The following is a 24,597-nucleotide window of genomic DNA, read 5'->3' on the forward strand; positions in this document are numbered from 1 at the left end:
GATATTCATCTGCCTGTTTCTCAGGTATAATTTTTTGCGCCCCTTATCCGCTGGAAGACCCTTAACCTTATGTGAGGACGAATGGCAGACCCCACCCTTTCCCTGACGGTCAATCAGCAGCCTCTCGAAATCCCCGAACGCTATTGGAACTGGTCTTTGCTGCGCTACCTGCGCGATGTGTTGGGCCTCACCGGAACCAAATGGTCTTGTGACAGCGAGGGCACCTGCGGGGCCTGCACGCTCATTGTCAACGGCAAGGCGCGCCGCGCCTGCCTGACGCCCATCAAAAACCTGTCTGGGGCGCGGGTGGAAACCATCGAGGCCCTGCAGATAAGCCCAGAGCAGATTCCTCACCCTCTGCTGCAAACCGTGGTGCAGGACGGCATTTTTCAATGCGGTTACTGCGCCCCCGGCGCCCTGCTTTCGGCCAAGGCTTTGCTGGACGAGAACCTGAACCCCACCGAAAAAGAGATCGAGCGCGCCCTCTCGACTGTCATCTGCCGCTGCGCCGGACTCAACCGCATGGACCGCTCTGTGCAGCGGGCGGCGGCCATTCTGCGCGGCGACCAGCCCAGCACCTGGACCCCCGCTGACACCGCCGCCGAAGAGCGCCTGTTGGCCCGCCTGACCGGCAAAATGCCCTACACGGCCGACCTGCGCTTCCCCAATATGCTCTATGCCCAGGCTGTGCGCGCCGGAGCTGCCCACGCCCGCCTCACCCGCCTGGATGTGTCGCAGGCCGAGAGCATGCCCGGGGTGGCGAAGATTTTGACCCGCAAAGAAGTGCCGGGGGCGAATGCCTTCGGCATTTTTGTTTTTGATCAGCCCATTTTCCTCAGCCCCGGCGACGAAGTGCGTCATGTGGGGGACGTGTTGGCGGTGGTTGTGGCCGAAAGTCCCGAGCAGGCCGCTGCCGCAGCCGCCGCGGTGGATTTTGCCCTGGAGCCGCTGCCAGTGCTCACCAGCCCCCAGCAGGCCCTGGCTGCGGACGCCCCCGTTCTGCATGAACGTCTGCGGCTGGCCCACCCGGAAGAGGCTAACGTGCTGGCCCACCACCGCACGCGCAAAGGGGATGTGGCGGAGGGTTTCGCCGCTGCGGATGTGATCGTGGAAGGTGAGTACAGCGTGCCCTTTGTGGAACACGCTTATATGGAAATCGAATGCAGCACCGCCGTGCCCGAAAGCGACGGGAGCCTCACCCTGTACTGCGGCACACAAGGCCCGATGGAAGACCGGCATCAGGTGGCCGCCGCCCTGGGCCTGCCCGAAGAGCGCGTGCGCATCGCCCACCAGTTCATGGGCGGCGGTTTTGGCGGCAAAGAGGACATCGCCGGACAGATCCACGCCGCCCTGGGGGCCTATCACACCGGTCGGCCGGTGAAAGTGCAGTGGACGCGGGCCGAGTCCCTGGCGGTCAGCACCAAGCGCCACGCCCTGCGCATGCGCTACCGCACCGGCGCCGACCGCAGCGGCAAGCTGACCGCCGCCGAAGCCTATATTGTCGGCGATACCGGCCCCTACGCCTCGGTAGGCGAGGCGGTGCTCTTCCGTGCCTGCGTATTTTCCTGCGGGCCGTATGTCGTTCCCCACGCTCAGGTGGATTCGCTGGCCGTGCACACCAACAACGCCGTCGCCGGGGCCTTTCGCGGTTTTGGCAGCCCCCAGGTGGCCTTCGCTTCTGAAATTCAAATGCAGAAGCTGGCTGACGCGCTGGGCCTGGACCCCATCGAATTTCGCCTGCGCAACGCCCTGGAAGTGGGGCAGGCCACCATCACCGGCGACATCCTCACCCACGAAGTCGGTGTGAGCATCAAGGCCTGTTTGCTGGCCGTGCGCGAGGCCCTGGCCAAAACCCCGCCCCCGCAACTGCTGCCGGGGGAAAAACTGGGGGTGGGCGTGGCTGCTGCCTACAAAAACGTGGGCCTGGGGCAGAATCTGCCCGATTCCGCCGGGGCCAGCGTGTCTCTGGAGGCGGATGGGCGTTTTTTGGTGCGCCACGGGGCCACCGACATGGGTCAGGGCATCAACGACGCCATTGTCATGATCACGGCGCGCGCATTGGGCATTCCCACCCAGGATGTGGCCGTCCACACCGCCGACACGCGCTACGACCCGCCCGGCGGGGTCACCACAGCCTCGCGCCAGACCTTCATCTCCGGCAATGCGGCTTTGCGGGCTGCCGAGGCCGTGCGCGAACAGCTCTGGAAAACTGTCTCGGAAGAATTTGGCGTGCCGGTGGAGGACCTGGCCCTGCGCGAACGGGCCTTTGTGCAGCTTTCCAGCGGGCGCCGCCTGATTGACCTGCAAACCCTGGCTGCCAGCGGCCCGCGCTTTGAGGCGCGCATCACCTACGACCCCCCCACCACCGCCGACCAACCTGGCTATTCACCCGCTCAGCCCACCGAAAAGCGCCCGCCGCTGCATTTTGCCTACGATTACGGCGTGCAGGCCGCTCTGGTGGCCGTGCAGCCCGAAACCGGCGCGGTACGCGTGCTCAAAGTGATCGCCGCCCACGATGTGGGCCGCACCATCTCGCGCCGCAACGTCATTGGCCAGATCGAAGGGGCCATTGTGCAGGGCCTGGGCTACGCCCTGAGCGAATCCTTTGTGGTGGAAAACGGCCTGCCGAAAACGCTGAAATTCAAAGACCTGGGGCTGCTGCGTTTTCGCGACCTGCCCGAAATTGAACCCATCATCATTGAAGACCCGCATGTGCTGGGGCCGTTTGGGGCCAAGGGTATGGGCGAATTGACCATCTCACCCACTGCTCCGGCGGTGGTGAACGCCATTCACGACGCGGTGGGGGTGTGGATGACGGAGCTGCCTGTGACCCCCGAGAAACTGCTGGCGGCTCTGCGCGCCGCCGCTGACCCAACCCTTTAATCCCCTCAGGAGGCAGGATGAAAACCATCGGAATGATCGGCGGCATGAGCTGGGAATCTTCGTTGGAATATTACCGCATCCTCAATCAGACCGTACACGCCCGCCTGGGCGGCCTGCATTCGGCCCGCTGCATCCTGACCTCGGTGGATTTTGCCGAGATCGAGGTTTTGCAGCGCGAAGGCCGCTGGGAAGAAAGCGGGCAGCGCATGGCAGAGGCGGCGGCCAGCCTGGAGCGCGCCGGGGCGGATGTGGTCATTCTGTGCACCAATACCATGCACAAGTTGGTAGACGACATCCAGGCTGCCATCCAGATTCCCTTCCTGCACATCGCGGACGCCACCGCCGAACGGGTGAAAGCTGCCGGCGTTCAGCGCATTGGGCTGCTGGGCACGCGCTTCACCATGGAAGAGGATTTCTACCGCGGCCGCCTGGAACAGCTGCACCAGCTTACCGTGCTCACCCCGCCCCCGGCCCAACGCGAAACCGTTCACCGCGTGATTTATGATGAACTGTGCCTGGGTCAAATCCGCGAAGAATCGCGCGCCGCCTACCGCGAGATCATCGCGGACCTGGCCGCGGCGGGGGCGCAGGGGATACTCTTGGGCTGCACGGAAATTGAGCTGTTGGTGCGTCCCGAAGACAGCCCTCTGCCGCTCTTCCCCACCACGCGCATCCATGCCGAGGCGGCTGTGGATTGGGCCTTGACGGCCTGACCCCCAAGCGGCCAAAATCATATTACAATAGACCCATGAAGTGGACAATTCGCGCTGTGCTGTGGACGGCGGTGGGCGACGCCCTGGTGCTGCTGGGGGTGTCTTTGGCGGGTTTTGCCACCCACCAATCCAACCCGGCGGGCGGGCGCCTGCTGGCGATGGTCGTGCCGCTGCTGGCAGCCTGGGGGCTGACGGCCTTCCTGGGCGGCCTGTACCAACCGGGGTGGGTCACCTGGAAAAGCACGGCCTGGCGCGCCGTCTTGGCTGGCATCGCCGCGGGCCCCCTGGCCGCCGTCTTGCGCGGATTATGGCTGGGGAGCGCGCCGGTGATACCGGTGTTCGCGCTGGTGCTTTCGGGCACAACGGCGTTGGGAATGGGCTTATGGCGAATTCTAGCGATGTGGCTGTTCAAACCGAAGGGACGCGCATGAACACAGATGAACACAGCCTGGTTCAACAGGCCTGCGCGGGCGACTTGGACGCCTTTAACCAACTGGTGCTGCAATATCAGGGGTTGGCCTATAACGTGGCCCTGCGCATCCTGAGCGACGACGCCGCGGCCGAGGATGTGACCCAGACCGCTTTTATTGCCGCGTACCGCAGCCTGAGCAGCTTCCGCGGGGGGTCCTTCCGCGCGTGGGTCATGCGCATGGTCACCAACGCCTGCTACGACGAGCTGCGGCGGCGCAAGCGGCGGCCCACCACCCCTCTGGAGCCGCTTTCGGACGACGGCGAAGAAGAAATCGAATCCCCGGCCTGGCTGGCGGATGACGGCCCTTCGCCGGAGGATCAGGTGGCGCAGGGCGAACTGGAAAAAGCCATCCAACACTGCCTGCAGGGGCTGCCGGATGAATTCCGCGCTGTGGTGGTGCTGGTGGATGTGCAGGGTTTGGACTATCTGGAGGTTTCGGAGGCGGTGCGCACGCCCCTGGGGACGGTCAAGAGCCGCCTGGCTCGCGGGCGGGTGCGGCTGCGCGACTGCCTGCAGGGCTTCTGGGAACTTTTGCCGCCCCAGTTTCGTCAGGTACTTGAGGGACGCGCATGAAACCAACACTTACCCCCCAAGACTGGGCACAACTTTCTGAATATCTGGACGGCCAGCTGGGAGCTGAGGCCGCGCGAAAGCTGGAAGCCCGCCTGTCGCTGTCAGCAGAGCTGCGGCAAGGGTTGGAAGACTTAAAACACACGCGCGCCATGCTGCGCGCGCTGCGCCCTCACCCCGTTCCCCACAATTTCACCCTGACGCGCGCTATGGCGGCGGAAGCTCGGCGCGTTTCGCGCTGGTTCCCGGTGCTCAGCTTCTCATCGGTCATCGCCACCCTGTCGGCGGTGGTGCTGATGGGGCTGCGCCTGCTGCCCCTCTCGGCCCCTAACTTGATGGCCGCCCCCGCGGCGGCCCCCGCGCCGATGATGATGGAAAGTATGGATGCTGCCTCGGCCCCGGCTGAGGCGGGCGCGGAAATGGCCGCTGAACCCACGCCCATGATCATCACCTGGGGTTTCCAGGGGGTTCCGGGCTTTGGCATGGGCGGCGGTGGTGGTGACACGATGGGCCGCGGCGGCGGCACGGAGATGGAAGATGCAATGCCTGTGCCCGCCCCCGCCGAGTTGGCCGCGCCAGCTGCACCAGAGGGCGAAATGACCGCCGCGGACGCAGTCCCCACGGAGCTGCCCGCTGAGCCTGAGGGAGCAACGGCTGCCGCGGAACCAGCCCCCACGGAGGTGCCCGCTGAGCCGCCGTCTGCCAAGGAAGCCCCTACCGTGCCGATGGAAGCCCCCACGGAAGTGCCCCTTCAAAGTGGGGATCTGATCCTGGGGCTGCCCGCGCCGGAGGAACAGGGCCAGATGCTGGTTCCCCAAAGCAGCGCTGCGGCAGAGGCCTATGCTGCGCCCAGTGAGAACCGCGAAAGCCAGGAGAGCGCCTACCCCACTGCGCAGCCGTGGGTTTTGCCCCTGAGTCTGCTGACTCTGGGGGTGGGGCTGGGCCTGGCCGCCTGGCAGGTTCGGCGCCGTTAACCGATGCAAGACGACCCCTTTCGTTTTTGCCCGTATTGTGCTGCCCCGTTAACGCAGGAAATGCGCTTTGGGGAGCTGCGCCCGGTGTGCCCGGCCTGCGGCTATATTCATTTTGCGGACCCCAAAGTGGCGGTGGGCGTGCTGGTGGAAGGGGAGGCGGGCGTGCTGCTGGTGCGGCGCGTTAACGAACCTCTGCGCGGCCTGTGGAGCCTGCCCGCGGGCTTTGTCAACGCGCATGAAGACCCCCAGCGGGCGGCGGAGCGCGAATGTTGGGAAGAAACCGGCCTGCGCGTGCGCGTCACCGGCCTGGTGACGGTTTTGGCTGGGCGTGAACACCGCCGCGGGGCGGATATTTTCATCATTTACCGCGCGGAGGTGCAGGGGGGAACCCTGGCGGCGGGGGACGACGCTGACAGCGCCGCCTTTTTCCCTCGCGGGGGGCTGCCGCCGCTGGCTTTTTACGCCACCCGGCACGTACTGGGCCTGGGGGCTGAGGACGAAGGCCGCCCCGCTCCGCCCGAGCTGTAAATGGGCTGCTTATGTTACAATAGGGTTGTACGTTTGTTCTGAGAATCCTTCTCGTTCCGGTGCGGCCCTGGCATGTGTGCAAACCTTCCCCTAGACCAGATTTTGCAGGGTGACTGCGTTGAGATCCTCGAACGTCTGCCGGAAAAATCGGTAGATTTGATCTTTGCAGATCCCCCCTACAATTTGCAGCTTCAGAAGGAACTCTGGCGGCCCAATCAGACCCGCGTGGACGCGGTGGATGACGATTGGGATCATTATGATTCCCTGGAGGCGTATGACGCCTTCTGCCGCCAGTGGATCGCCGCCTGCCGCCGCGTGCTGAAAGACACGGGCACGCTGTGGGTCATCGGCTCGTATCACAATATCTTCCGCATTGGGGCCTTGCTGCAGGACCTGGGCTTCTGGTTCCTCAACGATGTCATCTGGATCAAGACCAACCCCATGCCCAATTTTCGCGGGGTGCGCTTTACCAACGCGCATGAGACCCTGCTGTGGGTGAGCAAATTCAAAGGGGCGCGCTACACCTTTAACCACCACGCGCTGAAAGCCCTCAATGACGATCTGCAAATGCGCAGCGACTGGCTGCTGCCGATTTGCAACGGCCCGGAGCGCATCCGCCACAACGGGCAGAAAGCTCACTCCACCCAGAAGCCCGAGGCGCTGCTCTACCGCGTGCTCACCGCCGCCAGCTGCCCGGGGGATGTGGTGTTGGATCCATTTTTCGGCAGCGGCACCACCGGCGCGGTGGCCAAAAAACTGCGCCGCCATTGGATTGGCATTGAGCGCGAGGCGGAATACATCCGCGTGGCCGAAGAACGGCTGGCGCAGGTGCAGCCGTTGAGCGAAGAGGACGCAGTGTACGCGCTGGAAGGGCGCGCCCCGGCCAAAACCCGGCGGCTGCCCTTTGGACGGCTGTTGGAGGCCGGGCTGCTGCAGCCGGGGCAGAGCCTGTATTACCGCGGCGAGCGCGCTCAGGCGGCTCAGGTGCGCGCGGACGGGCGGCTGATGCTGGACGGGCTGTGCGCCTCGATCCACGGCCTGGCCTCGCAGCTTTCGGGCGGCGCGCCCGCCAACGGCTGGCTGGCCTGGTATTACGAAGATGAAAACCAACGCCTGTGCGTGATTGATGAACTGCGTCAGCGCCTGCTGGCGGATTCTCACGGCGCAGCCTAAGGAGGAAGCGGTGTCTCCCAGTAAACCCACGCCGCGCAAAGCGGCCCCCAAATCCATGGCCAAACCGGTCTCCAAAGGCGCGGCCAAGCCTGCCGTGCGCCCGCGCAGCGCGGCTAAACCCGCCCGGCAAAGCAAATCCGCGGGGCTGCTTTCACGCCGCAGCGGACGCCGCTCTTCTTCACCCCCCCCTGCGCCCCGGCTGCCCTCCTGGCAGTTCCAGGGGCTTTCCGCCGAGCGCAAGCTGGATATTTTGGGGGGCGCGCTGGCCCTGGTGGGGCTGCTCAGCCTGCTGGCCCTGCTCTCTTCGGAAAACGGCCTGCTGACCGGCTGGTGGGTGACTTTCTTATACAAGGCGGCGGGTTGGGGGGCTTTGGTGCTGCCGGTGCTGCTGGTGGGCTTTGGACTGTGGCTGGTGTTCCGCAACGTGGAGCGCCTGCCGGTGCTTTCGGGGGAGCGCAGCCTGGGGTTGATTTTGCTCTTCCTGAATCTGCTGACCTGGCTGCATCTGCTGTTTGGCGGCGGCTGGGAACTGGCCAGCGCGGGCCGCGGCGGTGGGTATGTGGGCGGCGCGCTGGAGCGGCTGCTGGTATCCACCCTGGGCGGGCCGGGGGCGGTGGTGGCCCTCATCGCCTGGCTCATTTTGGGACTGGCCCTGGCGCTGGATGTGACTGTTCCGGAGCTGCTCGGTTGGCTGCGGCCCCTGTGGGAACGGGTGCGGCAGCCCGCGCCGGAGGCCGAAAGCCGCTCAACGGCGGCCAGCACGCCCGCGGGGGAACCCCCCGTATATACGCCCCTGCCGCCCGAATACGCGCCCCTGCCCCAGCGCAGCGGCGGCGTCCGTCCCGCGCCCGCGGGTCAAAGCCCGCTTCCAGCGGCGGCAGAGCCCACCCCGGCGGGGGCGGTGAGCGAGGCATCCCAGACAGCAGAAGGTGCGCGCCCCGCGGCGGCGCCAGTTCCGGCGGTGTCCATCGCCTGGACTCTGCCCGCAGTGGAGGACATTTTAGACCCGCCCACCCCGGCGGCGGTGCAGAACACCAGCAACCAGGAGCGGGCGCGGCTGATTGAAGAGACCCTGGCTTCCTTTGGCGCCCCCTGCCATGTGGTGGAGGTCAACCCCGGCCCCACCGTGACCCAGTTTGGGGTGGAGCCAGATTTTGTGGAGACGCGCACCGGCCGCACGCGTGTGCGCGTGGGCAAGATCGCCAGCCTGGCGGATGATTTGGCCCTGGCTTTGGCCGCCCCGCGCATCCGTATTCAGGCCCCCGTGCCCGGGCGCAGCTATGTGGGCATCGAAGTGCCCAATTTGGAAATCAGCCGCGTGAGCCTGCGCGAGGTGATCGAATCGGAACGTTTCCAACGCCTGCGCTCCGGCCTGCGCTTTGCCCTGGGCAAGGATGTGGCCGGGCACCCGGCGGCCTACGACCTGTCGGCCATGCCGCACCTGCTCATCGCGGGCACCACCGGTTCGGGCAAATCGGTGTGCGTGAACGCCATTTTGGCCGGTTTTCTGCTGAACAACACCCCTTCGGATCTGCGCCTGGTGCTGGTGGACCCCAAACGGGTGGAGCTGACCGGCTACAACGGCATCCCCCACCTGCTGGCTCCGGTGGTGGTGGAGGCCGATCGGGTCATCGGCGCGCTGCAGTGGATGATGCGCGAGATGGACAGCCGCTACCACAAGTTTTCGCGCAGCGGCGTGCGCAATATTCAGGAATTTAACACCCGCTTCCCTGCCGAAAAGCTGCCCTATCTGGTGGTGGTGATTGACGAGCTGGCCGATTTGATGATGCTTTCGCCGGACGAAACCGAGCGCACCATCACCCGCCTGGCGCAGCTGGCGCGCGCCACCGGCATTCACCTGATTTTGGCCACGCAGCGCCCTTCGGTGGACGTGGTGACCGGCCTGATCAAGGCCAATTTCCCGGCGCGGGTGGCCTTTATGGTGGCTTCGGGCATTGACAGCCGCGTCATTTTGGATCAACCTGGGGCTGAGCGCCTGTTGGGGCGCGGGGATATGCTCTTCCAGGCCCCCGACGCCTCGGCGCCGGTGCGCCTGCAGGGTGTGTATGTTTCCGATGTGGAAATTCAGCGGGTGGTGGATTATTGGCGGGATGAGTCGGCGCGTTTGGGTTCAACTTCGGGGACGCCGCAGCCCATGTCCTCCGGCGAATGGATTCCGGCGGGCGTACCGCTGCATCAGGGAGCGCTGTGGGAGGATATGGAAGAGGGCGGCGATCCTTTGATGAAGGACGCGGTGGATCTGGTGCGGCGCGAGGGGCGGGCCTCCATCACCATGCTCCAGCGGCGCATGCGCATCGGCTACACCCGCGCGGCGCGTTTGATTGACGCGATGGAAGAAAAAGGGATTGTGGGCCCGGTGCAGCCCAACACCCAGGTGCGCGAGGTGTTGGATTACGGCCCCACCGCGCCGCCGGAGGACGACGGCGCCTGAGGCTGCCTCAGCCCAATTCGTACACCAACAAGACCGCCGCCGCCAGGGCGGCGGTTTCCATACGCAGGATGCGCGGCCCCAGGCTGAGCGGCTGGCAGCCGCTTTGGCGCGCCTGCTCCACCTCGGCGGGGGTAAAGCCCCCCTCGGGGCCGATGAACACGGCGGCGGTCTGGCCGGGGGCGGGGGACAGGCCGCGCAGGGCTGCGCGTAGGCCGGTTTGCTGTTCCTCCTCCCAGGCGATCCAGCGCAGGCTGGCTGCCTGGGCGCTTTTCAGGGCGCCAGCCCAGGGCAGGGGGGCCGCCACGGGGGGAATGCGCCCGCGGCCGCTTTGCTCGGCGGCTTCCTGCACGATCTTTTGCCAGCGCGGCAGCTTTTTGTGCGCGTCCTGGGCGTCCTGCACCAGGGAGCGGGTGGAGACAAAGGGCACAAAGGCCGAAACCCCGGCTTCGGTGCATTTTTGCAGCGCCCATTCAAATTTTTCGCGCTGGGTGAGGGCCAGGTAAAGGGTCAGGTGCAGGGCGGGTTCGCCCGCGGCTGCCTGGCGGCTGAGCACCTGCCCCAGGTCGTCCCCGGTTAACTGCACGCGGTACTGCCAGCCCTGGTTATCCAGGGCCAACACCTCGGCCCCGGCCCCCAGGCGCAGCACCCGCCGGATCTGATGGGCGGTTTCGGGGGGGAAATGCACGGTATCGGCCTGGAAGGCTTCGGGCGGCAGGAAAAAGCGGTGCATGGGGGTCTCAGTCCTCGGCCGGTTGGCGCGGGTATTTGTTGCGCTTGCCCGGTTTGGGGGCAGGTTCGGCCCCGTCCTCACCTTCGGCTTCGGGCTCAGCCGCGGCGCCTTCGATGACCACGGTGTATTCGCCGCGGGGCGGGACGGCCTGCAGGTGGGCGATACATTCGCTCAGCCGCCCGCGGAAAACGGCCTCGAACATTTTGGTCAGGTCGTTGGCCAGGGCGGCGCGCCGGTCGCCGAACACGGCCTGGGCGTCTTCCAAAAAGCTCACTAGGCGGTGGGGTGATTCGTAAAAGATGAGGGTGTGCGGGGAGGTTAAATCCACGGCCAAAAAACGGCGGCGGGCGCCGCTTTTGCGCGGGGGGAAACCGCGAAAGGTGAAGCTGTGCACGGGCAGGCCGGAGAGCACCAGGGCAGGGATGACCGCGGTGGGGCCGGGGATGGCCGTGACGGGCAGACCCTCGGCCAGCACGCTGCGCACCAGCACGAACCCAGGGTCGCTGACCGCCGGGCTGCCCGCGTCTGTGACCACCGCCACGGATTGGCCGCTGCGCAGGGTGTCCAAAATGCGCGGCAGGGCGCGGATTTCGTTGTATTCGTGGAAGGCCATCTGGGGCTTTTTGATCTCAAAGTGCTTGAGCAGGAAACCGGTGGTGCGGGTGTCTTCGCTGACCACCAGGTCCACCGTGCGCAGGACTTCCAGCGCGCGCAGGGTGATATCGCCTAAATTGCCGATGGGGGTTGCCACCAGATAGAGCATACGTGTGCGCCTCACAGGGTGGGATTGCTTGCAGTATATCACGGATTACGGGCGGGGCTGACTGGGGTAATTTGAAATTCTTCCCGTTTACCTTTATAATCACCCCCAGGAGGTCACCATGCCTGCAAACCCTACTCGTGATCGTGTGGATCCACAAAAATTGGATACCACCCCTCTGCGCCGCCCGGATTGGATCAAAGTGCGCGCGCCGTCGGGTGAAACGTATGAATGGCTTCAATCCTTGATGCGGCGCAAGGCGCTGCACACGGTGTGTGAAGAAGCGGGCTGCCCAAATATGGGTGAGTGCTGGGGCAGCGGCACAGCCACGTTTTTAATTATGGGTGATATCTGCACGCGCTCGTGCGGTTTCTGCGATATTAAGCACGGCCAGCCGCAGGCCATGGACTGGCTGGAGCCGGAGCGGGTGGGGCAGGCGGTGAAGGCCATGGGCCTGCGCCATGCCGTGATCACCAGCGTGAACCGCGATGAGCGCAAAGACGGCGGCGCGCCGATTTTTGCGATGGTCATCCGCCGCATCCGCGCCCTGCAGCCCGGCTGCTCCATTGAGGTGCTGATTCCGGATTTCAAGGGCAGCCCTTCCGCCCTGGATATCGTCATGCAGGCCCGGCCGGAGATTTTGAACCACAATGTGGAGACGGTTCCGCGCCTGTTTAAGCAGGTGCAGCCGCAGGACCGTTACGAATGGTCTCAGGCCACCCTGACCAACGCCAAGCGCATGGATCCCGAGGTGCTGACCAAATCGGGCATGATGGTGGGGTTGGGCGAGACGATGGACGAGGTGAAGGAAGTGATGCGCGATCTGCGCTCCTGGGGGGTGGATATTTTGACCATCGGCCAGTATTTGCAGCCTTCGCGCCAGCACCTGGCGATTGCGCGCTATTACACCCTGGAGGAGTTTGCGGAGATCAAGCGCTACGGGCTGGAGATCGGCTTCCGCTGGGTAGAGAGCGCCCCGCTGGTGCGGTCGTCTTACCATGCCGCCGAGCAGGTGCGCGCGCTGAGCGTGGTGCACCGCAAGCTGTACGGCGATGCGGCCATGCAGGCGGCAGCCTAGGGATTTCGGATTGCGTACATGAAACGGCCTGCCGTGTACGGCAGGCCGTTTTTTTGATTCGGGGGGATATTACGGGATCGCCAACACCGCCTCGACCGCCAGCCAGAAAAGCAGCTCGCGGTCGTCGGCACGCTCGTGCCAGGCGCGTTTATCCCAACCGTCGGGAACGACCAGGTCGCCGCCGTAGACAATTTGCCCCAATGTCACCTGGCGGAAGGCGGCCGCCGCAAACAAAGCCGAGGCTTCCATCTCCACCACACAGCAGCCGTCCGCCAGACGCTGCTCACGCCGTTGGATGGTTTCGCGGTAAATGGCGTCGGTGGTCCAGGCCTTGCCCAGTCTGTAATCCAGACCGCGCCCTTCCACCACGCTTTGCAGGGCAGCCACCGCGGCGGGGGCAGGGAAGGCCTCGCGCGAGTGCGGCAGGTAGTGGTAGGACGTGCCCTCGTCGCGCACGGCGCTGGTAAGGATCACCAGATGCCCGGCGGCGATATCGCGGTCAATGACGCCGCAGCCGCCGCAGACGATGAACTTCTGCCCCCCGGCGGCGATGAGTTCTTCCAGGAAGCCGACAGCCAGGGGCGCGCCCACGCCGGGGTGCACCACCAGCACGCGCTCGCCGGGCTGCTGCAGCTCGTAGATGGGGTTGCGGCCGATTTCAGAGGCCACATAGCCCACTGGGCGCAGCAGGCCGTTTTGGTGCAGGCGGGACAGCACATCATGGAAAAAACACAGCACATAGCGCGGCGAGCCGCCGTTTTCGATGGTGGGCGCTTGGGGTGAGAGAATCGCCTCGGGCTGCAAGTTGGGTTCAAACAGCGGGGGTGTGGCGGTCATGGCAACTCCTGAGAGGGACAAGGGATAGGCGAAACGGCCTAGGATTCGGCCAGGACGATCAGCCGGTCGGCGGCGGTCAGGGTGACGGTTTGGGATTTTACCGGGTTCAGGTGAACGCCGTACATCTGCGAAGCGTCCTTCGACTGCGCCGCCAGGCGGTAGCCGATGGCCGTTTCCCCGCGCTGGCGGGCGGCTTCGATCAGGGTGGCAAACTGCACCCCCTGACCCGCCGCAACGTAATCGCTAGCGGGCTTGAGGTAAATCTCGGCCCCTTCGGGGTCAAAAATGTCGGCAAAGACTGCGTTGAGATTGGCGTTTTCGCTCACCTGGGCCAGCATCAGGCTGACGAGCTTATCGCTGACGATGAAGTCGTCCGCACGGGTCACATCCGCCAGGTTGCGGTTGCGGATGTCGAGCATTTCGGAGACGATGGAATAGGTGTAGCCCTGGCGGTCGGCCAGATCGCGCAGGTGCAGCAGAGAGATGAGGGTGCGGGCGTCGGCCTGCTGCGGTTCGAGGGTGTCGGAATAGCATAGTAAGATGATGTGCTGCACCTGATCCAAACCCAGGCTTTCCAGCACGCGCCGGTCGGTGGTATCGCCGGAACGGAAGATGATTTTCTGGTTGTGCATCTGGTCGTGGAGCCATTCCAGGTCGCCAAAATCCTCGCGGTCGGCCACCACGTGAACGACGGAGCCGGGGGCCACATACGCATCCAGCTCGGTGAGGATGGAGCGCCCGCGCAAGTTCCAGCCCAGGATCAGGTTGTGTTCGGGGGCCTGGGGGCTGTGGGGGGTTTGCAGAATGCGGCTCGTGTCTGGCTGGGCGCGGCCGTCCAGGGCAATTTTGTCGTCATCCTCAGCAATGACGATCAGCTCATCCTCCGTGCTCAAGACCGTATCCATAGGCGGGTTCAGGCGGGCCAGTTGACCGGGGCGCTGCAAGCCCAGGACGGCGTTTTTTTCAAAGGCGTTGAGCACCTCACCGTAGGTTTTGCCGGTCAGGCTGGGCTGGCGGGTGAAGTAAATTTCATCCCCGCCAAAATCGAGCAGTTCGGTGTAGACCACCGACAGGCCCGATTGGCGGCTGGTTTGGGCGATGATGCGCGCGATCAGGTCGCCAACCAGCACCCATTCGACTTCATCTTTGCCCACCACGCGGGCGGCGTCCATATTTTTAACATCGTGAATTTCAGCGACGATATTGTATTTCTCTGGGCGGCGGTCGGGGTGGTTGGTGATGGCCAGGACGGTTTTAATCACCTCGGCATCGGCTTCGGGGGTGTTGGGCGAAACGACAATGATGGCTTTGGCCTGGTTGATGTTGGCGATGCGCAGATCCGACATTTCCATGGGGCTGCCGCTGCGGCACACCAGGCGAGTGCTGCCCAGGTCTGCCACCTTGGCGGCGATCTCCTCTTCCATGACGACTTTATCCTCGTCGCCCATGACGACGATGCAGGGGCGTTTCTGGTTTTGGTTAGCAATTGCCAGTTCCGACAGGATGGTGAAGACCTGCTCCGACCAGCCCAGGATGACGGTGTGGTTGCTTTCCAACACGCGTGAGCGGCCCTTGCGCAGCTGCGCCAGGCGCTCTTCGACCCCGGCTGAGAGCACGCCGATGAGGCTGGAGATGACGAACACGCCGCCGATGGTGACAAAGAGCATCACCAGGCGAAAGCCCCAGCCCTGATCGCCGCCCATGGTTCCGGCGTCCAGGGTGCGCATGAGGGCTTCCCACATGGCTTCGCCCAGGCTGAGGCGTTCACCGCCGGGGGGCGAGGTGAGGTCCCCGCCCAAAACGACGGCCGCCGCGCCGACGGCGATGATCAAGAAGGAAAGGACGAACAATGCCCCAATCAGGGCAGCGGTGCCGCGGGAGAAGAGGTTGTCCTGCCAGTACTGAAACCGTTCGCGGAAGGTAATTTTTCGGGGCATGGTGAGGGGATCCTTTCAAGGCAAAATGATCTGGATAGTGTACGCGCTTTTGGGCTTTAAAGCAACTCGGTAAATAAAGAGAAAGCCCGGTGAGCAAGGCCGGGCTTTCTGTTGGGTAGGCTGCGGTGAAGATTAGTGAAGGCGCAGCCAGCGGTATTGGTGCGGGGAGAGAACCCATTCGGAGGGTGCGGGGAAAGCCGCGCCGGTGATCAGATCGGTACACAGCGACCCTGCGGGCAGGTCGGCAGTCAGAGAAAACTGTACCGGCTGATCCGAAAGGTTGTTGAGGATCAGGGCAATTTCACCCTGGGCGCAGCGGCGGTAGGCGGCTACCGCGGGCGGCAGCGCGCGCAGCCATTCGAAATGGGTGCAGGAGAGGGAGGGGGTGCGCTTGCGCACCTGGATGAGGCGTCGCACCAGGTTATACAGCGAGCCGGGATCGCTGCGCTGATCCGCCAGGTTCACCTGGGCAGGGGCGAAGGGCGGTTCAGCGATGATGGGGGCGTACAGCTTATCGGCGGGCGCGCTGGAAAAACCGGCATTGAGGCCAGAGGTCCACTGCATGGGGGTGCGCACGCCGTTGCGGTCGAAGAGCCAGATGTTGTCGCCCATGCCGATTTCATCCCCATAGTATACGATGGGCGAGCCGGGGAGGGTGAAGAGCAGCGAGTAGGCCAGCTCAATTTTGCGGCGGTCGTTTCCCAGCAGGGGGGCCAGGCGGCGGCGGATGCCCAGGTTCAGGCGCATGCGCGGGTCGGGAGCGTATTCCTGCCACATCCACTGGCGTTCTTCCTCGGTGACCATTTCCAGGGTGAGTTCATCGTGGTTGCGCAGGAAGGTGCACCACTGGCAGTTTTCGGGGATGGGCGGGGTGCGGTCGAGGATCCATTCCAGCGAGTCGCGGCGGCCCTGGCGCAGGGACATGAAAATGCGCGGCATGACGGGGAAATGGAAGCCCATGTGAAATTCGTCGCCGTCGCCGAAATAGGGGCGCACGTCTTCGGGCCACTGGTTGGCCTCGCACAGCAGGATGGCCTGGGGGAAGTGCTGGTCAATAAAGGCGCGCAGGCGTTTGAGGTACTGATGCGTTTCGGGCAAATTCTCACAGTTGCTGCCCTCGCGTTCGAAGAGGTAGGGCACGGCGTCGGCGCGGAAGCCGTCAATGCCCAGCTCCAGCCAAAAGCGCACCACGTTGAGCATTTCTTCCTGCACGCGCGGGCTGTCATAGTTTAAGTCAGGTTGTGAACTGTAGAAGCGATGCCAATAATACTGCCCGGCCTGCTCATCCCAAGTCCAGTTGGATTTTTCGGTGTCCAGGAAGATGATGCGGGCGTCGCTGTATTTCTGATCGGTGTCGCTCCACACGTAATATTCGCGGTAGGGGGAGGCTGGGTCGGAACGGGCGCTCTGGAACCAGGCGTGTTGGTCGGAGGTGTGGTTGAGCACCAGGTCCATGATGATGTGCATGCCGCGCGCGTGCACCTGGGCCACCAGCTCTTTCAGGTCGTCCAGCGTGCCGTATTGGGGGTCAATGCTGTAAAAATCGGAGATATCATAACCGTCATCTTTGCGCGGCGAGGGGTAGATGGGCATGAGCCAGATGCAGTCCACGCCCAGGGCTTGCAGGTGGTCGAGGTGCTGAATCACGCCGCGCAGGTCGCCGTAGCCGTTGCCCGAACTGTCGGCGAAGGCGCGGGTGTAAATTTGATAAAAGACGGCGTTTTTATACCAGGCTTGAGACATGGAAACAAATTCCTTTCTGCCGCGCGCAGCCCGCCCACAGCCAGCCGGGTGACTGGCTGTGGGTCGATGAGGCTGTCGGCGGGGGGCCGCCCAAACGGACGGCAGTCGTAGAGTGGGCCTAGCCCTTTACCGAGCCGGCCAGCATCCCGCGCACAAAGTAGCGCTGGAAGCCGAAGAAAACGATCATAGGAACCAGGAAGGACAAGAAGGCCGCGCCGGTGAGGATATGCCAGTTGCCGCCGCGCGGGTCAATCAAATTGGTGATCTGTACGGTGAGCACGGGGTTATTGGACAGGAAGATCTTGGCCACCAGGAAGTCGTTCCAAATCCACAGGAATTGGAAGATGGCCAGCGAGGCGATGGCGGGGGTGGCCAAAGGAATGGCCAGCTGCCAGAAGGCGGTCCAATGGTTGGCCCCGTCCAGATAGACGGATTCAAACACCTCTTTGGGCAGACCGCTGAGATAGTTGCGCAGCAGATAGATGGCGTAGGGCAGACCGAAACCGGTGTGGAAAAGCCAGATCCCGATGAAGCTGCCTTCCATGCCCAGGCTGACGTACATGCGCGCGATGGGCACCAGGGTCATTTGCAGGGGGACGATTTGCAGCCCCACCAGCAGGGCAAACAGCCACATGCGGCCCTTGAAATCCATCCAGGCGAAGGCGTAGGCCGCGAAGGCCGCCAGCAGAATGGGCAGCAGGGTGGAGGGCACGGCCACCAGCAGCGAGTTCACAAAGGCACGCCCCATGCCTTCGGGGTTAAGCAGGTCGGCGGCGGTGCATTTGAACTTGCTCAGGGCGCTTTCGACCCCCTGTTCACAATCGGTGAGGTAGTTTTGCGTGCCTTTATAGCCCACCAGCGCGTCAGCATAGTTGCGCAGGGTGAAGCGCGACTGGTCCTGACTGCTGCCGGAGAAGTCCTGCATATAGGTCAGGATGGGGGAGAGCTTTTCCAGGGCCTCGTTAGGGTTTTCGGGCAGGGCGGGGTCGGTTAGATGCGGCTGGCCGTTGATTTCTTTGCGCAGCATGGCCAACAGGCGGTTGGAGCGCGGATATTTTTCGATCAAAGTCGGGTCGCTCAAATCGGCGGCGGGCAGGGCTTTGCCGTCGGCCCCGTGGCAGGAGGCGCAGTAGGTGGTGTATTCCGGCTCGCCGGGGGTCTGGCGGGCGGCCAGGGCCGTCCACCAACCGGTGGTGCGCACGTCTTCGCTGTTGCGAAAGGAGGTGACAAACAGGCCCATCGTAGGCAGTACCCACGCCACGCACATCAAAATCAGAGCCAGATGCACCGGCAGATGGTTGAAAATGCGGTTAAGCCGCTGGAAGGGTTTCATCGCGAAGCCTCCTGCTGGCGGAAGCGGTTGACGTTGAAGATCAGCACCGGGATGGTGAGCAGCACCAGCAGCACGGCGATGGCCATGGAGCGGCCGGTGTCGGTGACAATCAACTTGAACATACGGTTGGCGATGACTTCGGTGCCAAAATTGCCGCCGGTGAGCACGAAAACGATATCGAAGATCTTGAGGACGTTGATGACCATGGTGGTGGTGACCACCAGGATGGTGGGCATGATGATGGGCAGCATGATTTGGAAAAAGACTTCCACTTCGCGCGCACCGTCCACGCGGGCTGCCTCTAAGATTTCAGCGGGCACCGATTTTAAGGCCGCGGAGAGGATCGTCATGCAAAAGCCCGCCCACAGCCATACGCCCACGATCATCAGGGCAAAATTGTTAAAGGCGGGGTTGCTCAGCCAGGCCACCGGCTGGCCGCCAAAGGCCACCAGCACGGCGTTGAGCAGGCCGATCTGTTGGCCGGAGCCGGTTTCGATGTAGTACACGAAGCGCCAGATGATGCCCGCGCCCACAAAGGAGATGGCCATGGGCATAAAGATGATGGCTTTGGCCAGGGCCTCATAGCGCACCCGGTCGGCCAGCACGGCGAACAGCAGGCCGGTGATGACCGTGCCGGGAACCATCAGCAGCAGCCACAAGGCATTATTGCGCAGGGCTTGCAGCATTTCAGGGTTGGTGAGGGCGTAGCGGTAATTTTCAAAGGAGCCCCAGCAGGGCTGACCCGCGACGCAGCTCACCGCAGCCGACTGCGTGCCGGTTTTGTCCATGAAACTCAAGACAAAGGTGTTGAACATGGGGTACAGCACAAACACCGCCATGACCAACAAAGCCGGGGCCAGGTACAGCCACGGAACCCAGCGGCTTTGTTTCATGATCGTTGGAGTGTTCATTCGGTTTCTCCTTCGCGGCCCGCGGGGGCAGCTTGAAAGGGTTCATTCGCTCGCGATGCGGCGGTATGGCGGGGTGAAACAGGGGTGAAGTGGGTTTGGAGTCGAACGGGGGGAGGGGATGGGGCGGAAACGCCCCATCCCCTGAAAACAGTTTATTTCAAGGCTTCGGCCTGCGCGGCGGCGGCAGGGGCCAGCGCCTCAGCGGCGGCGGTACCCTGCACGACGGCGATGATGGCCTTCCATTCGGCTTCACCGAAGGGAGCAGGGATGGTGTCGCCCAGGTCAGGGGTGAAACCCGCGGCGGCGGAGAGGGCAGCGGCCTTCTTGGTGAGCTGGGCGTCGGTGTATTTGCCGTCGGCCAGCTTGTTGGGGGAGAGGTCAAAGCCGACAGAGGCCCAGGTCTCGGCACCGGCGGCACCGGTGAGGTAGCCCACCAGAGCCTTGGCAGCGGGTGAGTCCGAGAAGGCCATCATGTAGTCGGCCCCACCCTGCATGCCCTTGGCGCCGGGGAAGGGGAAGAAATCATAGTCGGTGCCGTATTCGAGGGTGGGGAACTTCTTGGCCACCTCACCACCGGCGAAACCGGACTGCTTGACCATCATGGCCTCGGCGGGATCGGCGAAGACCTTGTAGATGGCATCCAGGAAGGGAGTGGAGACAGTGCCGGTGGCGCCGCCGACGGTGTGCTTGTCGGAAGCGGCCCATTTGGCGTAGGTTTCGTAAGCCTTGACCACCCCGGCGTCGTTATAGGCGACCTTGCCGGAGATGAGATCCATGACGTACTGCGGGCCTTGCTGGGCGAGGAGGATATCCTGGATGAAGTCGGAGCCAGTCCAACCGGTGGCGGCGCCGGATTCCATGCCCATCGACCAGGGGATGTTGCCGTCGGCGATCATTTTCTCCACCAGGGCTTCAAGCTCTTCGAAGGTGGCGGGAGGCGTGTAGCCGAAGGCTTCAAACTGGACGGGGGAGTACCAGACGATGGACTTGATGTCGGCCTTGACGGGCACGGCCAGCCATTTGCCGTCCATGGAGCCCAGGTCCTGCCAGAACTTGGCGTAGTTATCCGCAGAAGCGCCCAGGGAGGCCAGGTCTTTCAGCTGCGCCCCGTAGAGGTTGAGGGGGGCGGTGGAGGGCCAGAAGAGGACATCCGGCGGGGTGGACTTGGCTTTGGTGTCCAGCACAGCCGCGTCGCGGGTGGATTCAGCCACGATCTCAATGCCGCAGGCATCCACCAGGGGCTTGAAGATGGTGTTGATTTTTTCTTCTTCACCGCCAGACCACTGGTACAGGACGGTGACTTTGTCGCCAGCCTTGGCGCCCATGCAGTCAATCACGGCGGCGGCGGGCTTGGCGCCCAGGGCTTCCATCTGCGCGGCGGCGGCGGGGGCCAGCGCCTCAGCGGCGGCGGTACCCTGCACGACGGCGATGATGGCCTTCCATTCGGCTTCACCGAAGGGAGCGGGGATGGTGTCGCCCAGGTCGGGGGTGAAACCCGCGGCGGCGGAGAGGGCAGCGGCCTTCTTGGTGAGTTGGGCGTCGGTGTACTTGCCGTCGGCCAGCTTGTTGGGGGAGAGGTCAAAGCCGACAGAGGCCCAGGTCTCAGCGCCCGCGGCACCGGTGAGGTAGCCCACCAGAGCCTTAGCAGCCGGGGAGTCCGAGAAGGCCATCATGTAGTCGGCCCCGCCCTGCATACCCTTGGCGCCGGGGAAGGGGAAGAAATCGTAGTCGGTGCCGTATTCAAGGGTGGGGAACTTCTTGGCCACCTCACCGCCGGCGAAACCGGACTGCTTGACCATCATGGCCTCGGCGGGATCGGCGAAGACCTTGTAGATGGCATCCAGGAAGGGGGTAGAGACAGTGCCGGTGGCGCCGCCGACGGTGTGCTTGTCGGAAGCGGCCCATTTGGCGTAGGTTTCGTAGGCCTTGACCACCCCGGCGTCGTTATAGGCGACCTTGCCGGAGATGAGATCCATGACGTACTGCGGGCCTTGCTGGGCGAGGAGGATGTCCTGGATGAAGTCGGAGCCGGTCCAACCGGTGGCTGCGCCGGATTCCATGCCCATCGACCAGGGGATGTTGCCGTCAGCGATCATTTTCTCCACCAGGGCTTCAAGCTCTTCAAAGGTAGCGGGAGGCGTGTAGCCGAAGGCTTCAAACTGGACGGGGGAGTACCAGACGATGGACTTGATGTCGGCCTTGACGGGCACGGCCAGCCATTTGCCGTCCATGGAGCCCAGGTCCTGCCAGAACTTGGCGTAGTTGTCCGCAGAAGCGCCCAGGGAGGCCAGGTCTTTCAGCTGCGCGCCGTAGAGATTGAGGGGGGCGGTGGAGGGCCAGAAGAGGACATCCGGCGGGGTGGACTTGGCTTTGGTGTCCAGCACAGCCGCGTCGCGGGTGGATTCGGCCACGATCTCAATGCCGCAGGCGTCTACCAGGGGCTTGAAGATGGTGTTGATTTTTTCTTCTTCACCGCCGGACCACTGGTACATGACGGTGACTTTGTCGCCAGCCTTGGCGCCCATGCAGTCAACCGCAGGGGCAGACGGGGCGGCGGGGGGCTGGGCGGCGGGCGGCTCAGCCGGGGGCTGAGTGGGGGCCGGGGTGGCGGCAGGCGTGCATGCGCCCAGGGCGATCGCCAATACCATCACCAGGCTCAGCCAGGAAACAAAACGCTTACTCATGGGGGGTTCCTCCTTGAAATAGAGAACGTAAATCCGGACGACCGGTTGCATCAATCGGACGCTGTTGCGGTGAAGCTAAAATTGGCTGCGACTAAAGTTTTATTGAGCGTTCAGACCGCAGGAGCGGCGAATGACCAGATGGGTGTCCAACAGCATATTGGCCGGTTCGGGCTGTTGGCCTTCAATCAACTGAAAGAGCATTTCGGTGGCCGCGCTCACCAGCGCGGTGACCGGCAGGTGCACGGTGGTGAGGGGCGGATCCAGGTAGCGCGCCAGGGGGATATCATCAAAGCCGACCAGGGCCAGATCGCGGGGGATATTCAGCCCGGCCTGACGGGCGGCGGCCAGCGCTCCGGCAGCCAGCACGTCGCTGGCCACGAAAACGGCGGTGGGGCGTTCGGCTTCCTGCAGCAGGCTGGTCATCTGGTGATAGCCGGATTCGAGGTCGAAATCGCCAAAGCGCACCAGGCGGTCGTTGAGGGGGATGCCCGCTTCGCTGAGGGCGTCTTGATAACCCGATAGGCGCTGCATGGAGGCGGTGTAGGTGGGCATGGCGTTGGTGATGCAGCCCACGCGCTGGTGACCCAGGCGGATAAGGTGCTCGGTGGCGCGTTTGGCGGCGGCGCGGCTGTCCACGTCGACCCAGCAGAAGGGCGCGCCGGGGAATTGGCCCATGAGCACGGTGGGGAATTTGTGTTTGTGGATGATCTCCAGGGCGGTGTCGTCGAAGCGCGGCCCGGAATAGAGGATGCCGTCCATGCGCTTGGAGCGGATCAGGTTCAGGAAGCGCTCCGCGGGGCTGTTTTCGTCCAGCACCTCCAGCAAGATGCGCATGCCGCAGCGGTTGGCCTCACGCACGAGATTGTCGAGCATCTGCGAGAGGAAGGCATCGGAGGCGATCTGGCGGGGGTGGCGCGACATGACCAGGCCCAGGGCGTGGGCGCGGCCGGAGGCCAGGGATTGGGCGGAGGCGTCGGGGATGTAATTCAATTCGGCGGCGGCCTGCAGGACGCGCTGGCGGGTTTCGGGGCTGATTTGCACGCCGTCCACGTTGTTTAGCACAAAGGAGACGGTGGTGCGAGAGACCCCGGCCCGTTGGGCAACGTCTTTGCTGGTGATGCGTTTGGCTGCGGTCATGGATAGGCTCCTGGATAACGCGCGTTAGTAACGCGTGTTAATAATATAGCAAGTTTTAAAGCGAGAGTCAAGAGGGAGTTTTGAGTCGTCATTTATCCGCAAATTGCGCAGATTGCGCAGATGGGAAAAACCTAAACCGGAATTGCACGTGTAGGGGCACGGGCGCGGTTTGCCCGTGCCCTCGCACTACGAATTTATCCGCAGATTGCGCAGATTACACAAATGAGAAAACCTAAACCGGAATTGCACATGTAGGGGCACGGGCGCGGTGTGCCCGTGCCCTCGCGCTTCGAGGGCGTGCCCTCATAATGTATCCGCAGATGACGCAGATTTCGCAGATAAAAACCAAAAAACCGGAACGAACCCTTATCCGCAGATTGCGCAGATTTCGCAGATGGGAAAACCTAACCTGGAACCGCGTGTGTAGGGGCACGGGCGGGAATGATCCGCGGAAGACGCAGAAAGAATGATCCGCAGATGACGCAGATTGCGCAGATGGGAAAAACCTAACCCGGAATCGCACGTGTAGGGGCACGGGCGAGGTGTGCCCGTGCCCTCGCTACGAATTTTTCCGCAGATGACGCAGATTGCGCAGATTTCGCAGATGGGAAAACCTAAACCGGAATTGCACGTGTAGGGGCACGGGCGCGGTTTGCCCGTGCCCTCGTACTTCGAGGGCGTACCCTCGTCCTTCGAGGGCGTGCCCTCGTCCCATTCCGAGAAGAGATCGCCACGGCCCCAAACGGCGGGGCCTCGCGATGACATCCTTACGGCAGGGGCGGGAACTCGGCAGGCGAAATGGGCAGGGCGTTTTCGGTGCTGCCCGCCAGGGTGCGCAGGATCAGCGTCCACAGGCTGGCCTGCCCGGCCGCGCTCTTGAACACCAGCTTCTCCTGCATGCGCAGGGTCTCTTCCAGGCGCTCAAAGGCGCGCGCATCCCCATTCCACTCCGTCCCGCGGGCTACAAACACCTGATAGCTGCCGTTAGGGATGCCGCTCAGGTCAAAGGTCTCCATGCTGCGCACATAAAAGGCCAGTTGGGGCGTTCCCGAATCCTCATTGAGGAACACCAGGGCATCGGCTGAGGTCTGGTTTTGCAGTGACAAAAAACCCATGCCCGGGCGGGTGCGCGTATCAGCCAGCAGGCTGCCGTTGAGGGGGCGGAAAGTGCCGGAGGGCAGGTTGGCGCAGGCCAGCGGGAAGGTGAGGAAACCGTCGCCCCCCTTCACCCAGCCTTCCTGCTGTCCCTCCACGCGGATTTTGATCCACTCACACTGGTTATACTGCCCGGCCAGGTCCACCAACATGCCGCGCTGCAAGCTGAGCAGGGATTCATACTGCGTGCCCGGCCCGGCGCGCAGATTGAGCACGCTGGCCTGCACCTGTCCCTGGGGCAGCGGCGTGGGGCTGGAGGTGGGGGTGGGGCTGGGCGGCGGGGGCGGGGTGATGGTGGCCTCGGGGGTGATGGTGGGGGCCGAGGCGGTCAGGGTGGCGTAGATGCGCGCCGCGATGGCTGTTTCGGTGGCGGGCAGAGACTGGGGGTCGGGGCCGCAGGCCGCCAGACAGGCGCATAGACAGATGGCGATGAGGATCCAGGCAGGTTTCATGAAGGGTCTTCCCGGCGGGCTGAGATCAGAATTGCACGATTCCATTATACAAGAGCTTGAGGCCCAGCGCGGCCC

19 protein-coding genes are annotated in these 24,597 nt (G+C 63.8%); 9 read left to right on the forward strand and 10 right to left on the reverse strand.

Features of this window, described 5'->3' with window-relative positions:
* Nucleotides 1-81 precede the first annotated feature (81 nt).
* The 8 genes from ADN01_RS13410 (at nucleotide 82) to ADN01_RS13445 (ending at nucleotide 9,765) form a co-directional block, all read left to right on the forward strand.
* Nucleotides 82-2,883, forward strand: a complete 2,802-nt coding sequence (locus ADN01_RS13410) for a molybdopterin-dependent oxidoreductase (protein WP_062417387.1) — start codon at nucleotides 82-84, stop codon at nucleotides 2,881-2,883.
* A 17-nt stretch (nucleotides 2,884-2,900) separates the two neighbouring features.
* A complete protein-coding gene (locus tag ADN01_RS13415) occupies nucleotides 2,901-3,596 on the forward strand; it encodes an aspartate/glutamate racemase family protein (protein ID WP_062417388.1) in 696 nt (231 codons plus the stop codon).
* A gap of 35 nt (nucleotides 3,597-3,631) precedes the next feature.
* On the forward strand, nucleotides 3,632-4,027 hold the full coding sequence (locus tag ADN01_RS13420) for a DUF3054 domain-containing protein (protein ID WP_082142651.1): 396 nt from the start codon (nucleotides 3,632-3,634) through the stop codon (nucleotides 4,025-4,027).
* On the forward strand, nucleotides 3,979-4,641 hold the full coding sequence (locus tag ADN01_RS13425; protein WP_201778684.1) for an RNA polymerase sigma factor: 663 nt from the start codon (nucleotides 3,979-3,981) through the stop codon (nucleotides 4,639-4,641). The genes ADN01_RS13420 and ADN01_RS13425 overlap by 49 nt, the downstream gene beginning before the upstream one ends.
* Nucleotides 4,638-5,612 (forward strand): anti-sigma factor family protein, encoded by a 975-nt coding sequence (locus tag ADN01_RS13430; RefSeq protein WP_062417391.1) that lies wholly within the window; start codon nucleotides 4,638-4,640, stop codon nucleotides 5,610-5,612. Before ADN01_RS13425 ends, ADN01_RS13430 begins: the two co-directional genes overlap by 4 nt.
* A gap of 3 nt (nucleotides 5,613-5,615) precedes the next feature.
* Nucleotides 5,616-6,140 (forward strand): NUDIX hydrolase, encoded by a 525-nt coding sequence (locus tag ADN01_RS13435; RefSeq protein WP_075071192.1) that lies wholly within the window; start codon nucleotides 5,616-5,618, stop codon nucleotides 6,138-6,140.
* Nucleotides 6,141-6,212: 72 nt separating this feature from the next.
* Nucleotides 6,213-7,313 carry a site-specific DNA-methyltransferase gene (locus ADN01_RS13440; RefSeq protein ID WP_062417393.1) on the forward strand — a complete coding sequence of 367 codons (1,101 nt, stop codon included), beginning with the start codon at nucleotides 6,213-6,215 and terminating at the stop codon, nucleotides 7,311-7,313.
* Nucleotides 7,314-7,323: 10 nt separating this feature from the next.
* Nucleotides 7,324-9,765, forward strand: coding sequence for a DNA translocase FtsK (locus tag ADN01_RS13445; RefSeq protein ID WP_062417394.1), 2,442 nt, complete (start codon nucleotides 7,324-7,326; stop codon nucleotides 9,763-9,765).
* Between the two features lie 7 nt (nucleotides 9,766-9,772).
* Here ADN01_RS13445 and ADN01_RS13450 read toward each other — a convergent pair whose 3' ends face one another.
* Nucleotides 9,773-10,495, reverse strand: a complete 723-nt coding sequence (locus ADN01_RS13450; protein WP_062417395.1) for an RsmE family RNA methyltransferase — start codon at nucleotides 10,493-10,495, stop codon at nucleotides 9,773-9,775.
* 7 nt (nucleotides 10,496-10,502) lie between these two features.
* Nucleotides 10,503-11,258 carry a 16S rRNA (cytidine(1402)-2'-O)-methyltransferase gene (rsmI, locus tag ADN01_RS13455; protein WP_075071191.1) on the reverse strand — a complete coding sequence of 252 codons (756 nt, stop codon included), beginning with the start codon at nucleotides 11,256-11,258 and terminating at the stop codon, nucleotides 10,503-10,505.
* Between the two features lie 118 nt (nucleotides 11,259-11,376).
* Here rsmI and lipA point away from each other — a divergent pair, with 118 nt between their 5' ends.
* The gene (gene lipA, locus ADN01_RS13460; protein WP_062417396.1) at nucleotides 11,377-12,333 is read left to right on the forward strand and encodes a lipoyl synthase; all 957 of its coding nucleotides are present in this window, start codon (nucleotides 11,377-11,379) and stop codon (nucleotides 12,331-12,333) included.
* 69 nt (nucleotides 12,334-12,402) lie between these two features.
* Here the strand turns inward: lipA and ADN01_RS13465 are convergent, their stop codons facing one another.
* From ADN01_RS13465 to ADN01_RS18835, 8 genes are all read right to left on the reverse strand, one after another.
* Nucleotides 12,403-13,170, reverse strand: coding sequence for a nucleoside phosphorylase (locus ADN01_RS13465; protein WP_062417397.1), 768 nt, complete (start codon nucleotides 13,168-13,170; stop codon nucleotides 12,403-12,405).
* Between the two features lie 38 nt (nucleotides 13,171-13,208).
* A complete protein-coding gene (locus tag ADN01_RS13470) occupies nucleotides 13,209-15,107 on the reverse strand; it encodes a CASTOR/POLLUX-related putative ion channel (RefSeq protein WP_062417398.1) in 1,899 nt (632 codons plus the stop codon).
* Between the two features lie 132 nt (nucleotides 15,108-15,239).
* On the reverse strand, nucleotides 15,240-16,850 hold the full coding sequence (gene treS / locus ADN01_RS13475) for a maltose alpha-D-glucosyltransferase (RefSeq protein WP_062417399.1): 1,611 nt from the start codon (nucleotides 16,848-16,850) through the stop codon (nucleotides 15,240-15,242).
* Between the two features lie 118 nt (nucleotides 16,851-16,968).
* Nucleotides 16,969-18,183 (reverse strand): carbohydrate ABC transporter permease, encoded by a 1,215-nt coding sequence (locus ADN01_RS13480; protein ID WP_062417400.1) that lies wholly within the window; start codon nucleotides 18,181-18,183, stop codon nucleotides 16,969-16,971.
* Nucleotides 18,180-19,094 (reverse strand): carbohydrate ABC transporter permease, encoded by a 915-nt coding sequence (locus tag ADN01_RS13485; protein WP_201778683.1) that lies wholly within the window; start codon nucleotides 19,092-19,094, stop codon nucleotides 18,180-18,182. Before ADN01_RS13485 ends, ADN01_RS13480 begins: the two co-directional genes overlap by 4 nt.
* 152 nt (nucleotides 19,095-19,246) lie before the next feature.
* On the reverse strand, nucleotides 19,247-21,778 hold the full coding sequence (locus tag ADN01_RS13490; protein WP_075071198.1) for an ABC transporter substrate-binding protein: 2,532 nt from the start codon (nucleotides 21,776-21,778) through the stop codon (nucleotides 19,247-19,249).
* Between the two features lie 99 nt (nucleotides 21,779-21,877).
* Nucleotides 21,878-22,915, reverse strand: coding sequence for a LacI family DNA-binding transcriptional regulator (locus tag ADN01_RS13495; protein WP_062417403.1), 1,038 nt, complete (start codon nucleotides 22,913-22,915; stop codon nucleotides 21,878-21,880).
* Nucleotides 22,916-23,682: 767 nt separating this feature from the next.
* Entirely contained in the window at nucleotides 23,683-24,522 is an 840-nt protein-coding gene (locus ADN01_RS18835; RefSeq protein ID WP_082389734.1) for an SH3 domain-containing protein, read from the reverse strand.
* Between the last annotated feature and the right edge of the window lie 75 nt (nucleotides 24,523-24,597).

It is taken from the genome of Levilinea saccharolytica, assembly GCF_001306035.1.
Lineage (GTDB): Bacteria > Chloroflexota > Anaerolineae > Anaerolineales > Anaerolineaceae > Levilinea > Levilinea saccharolytica.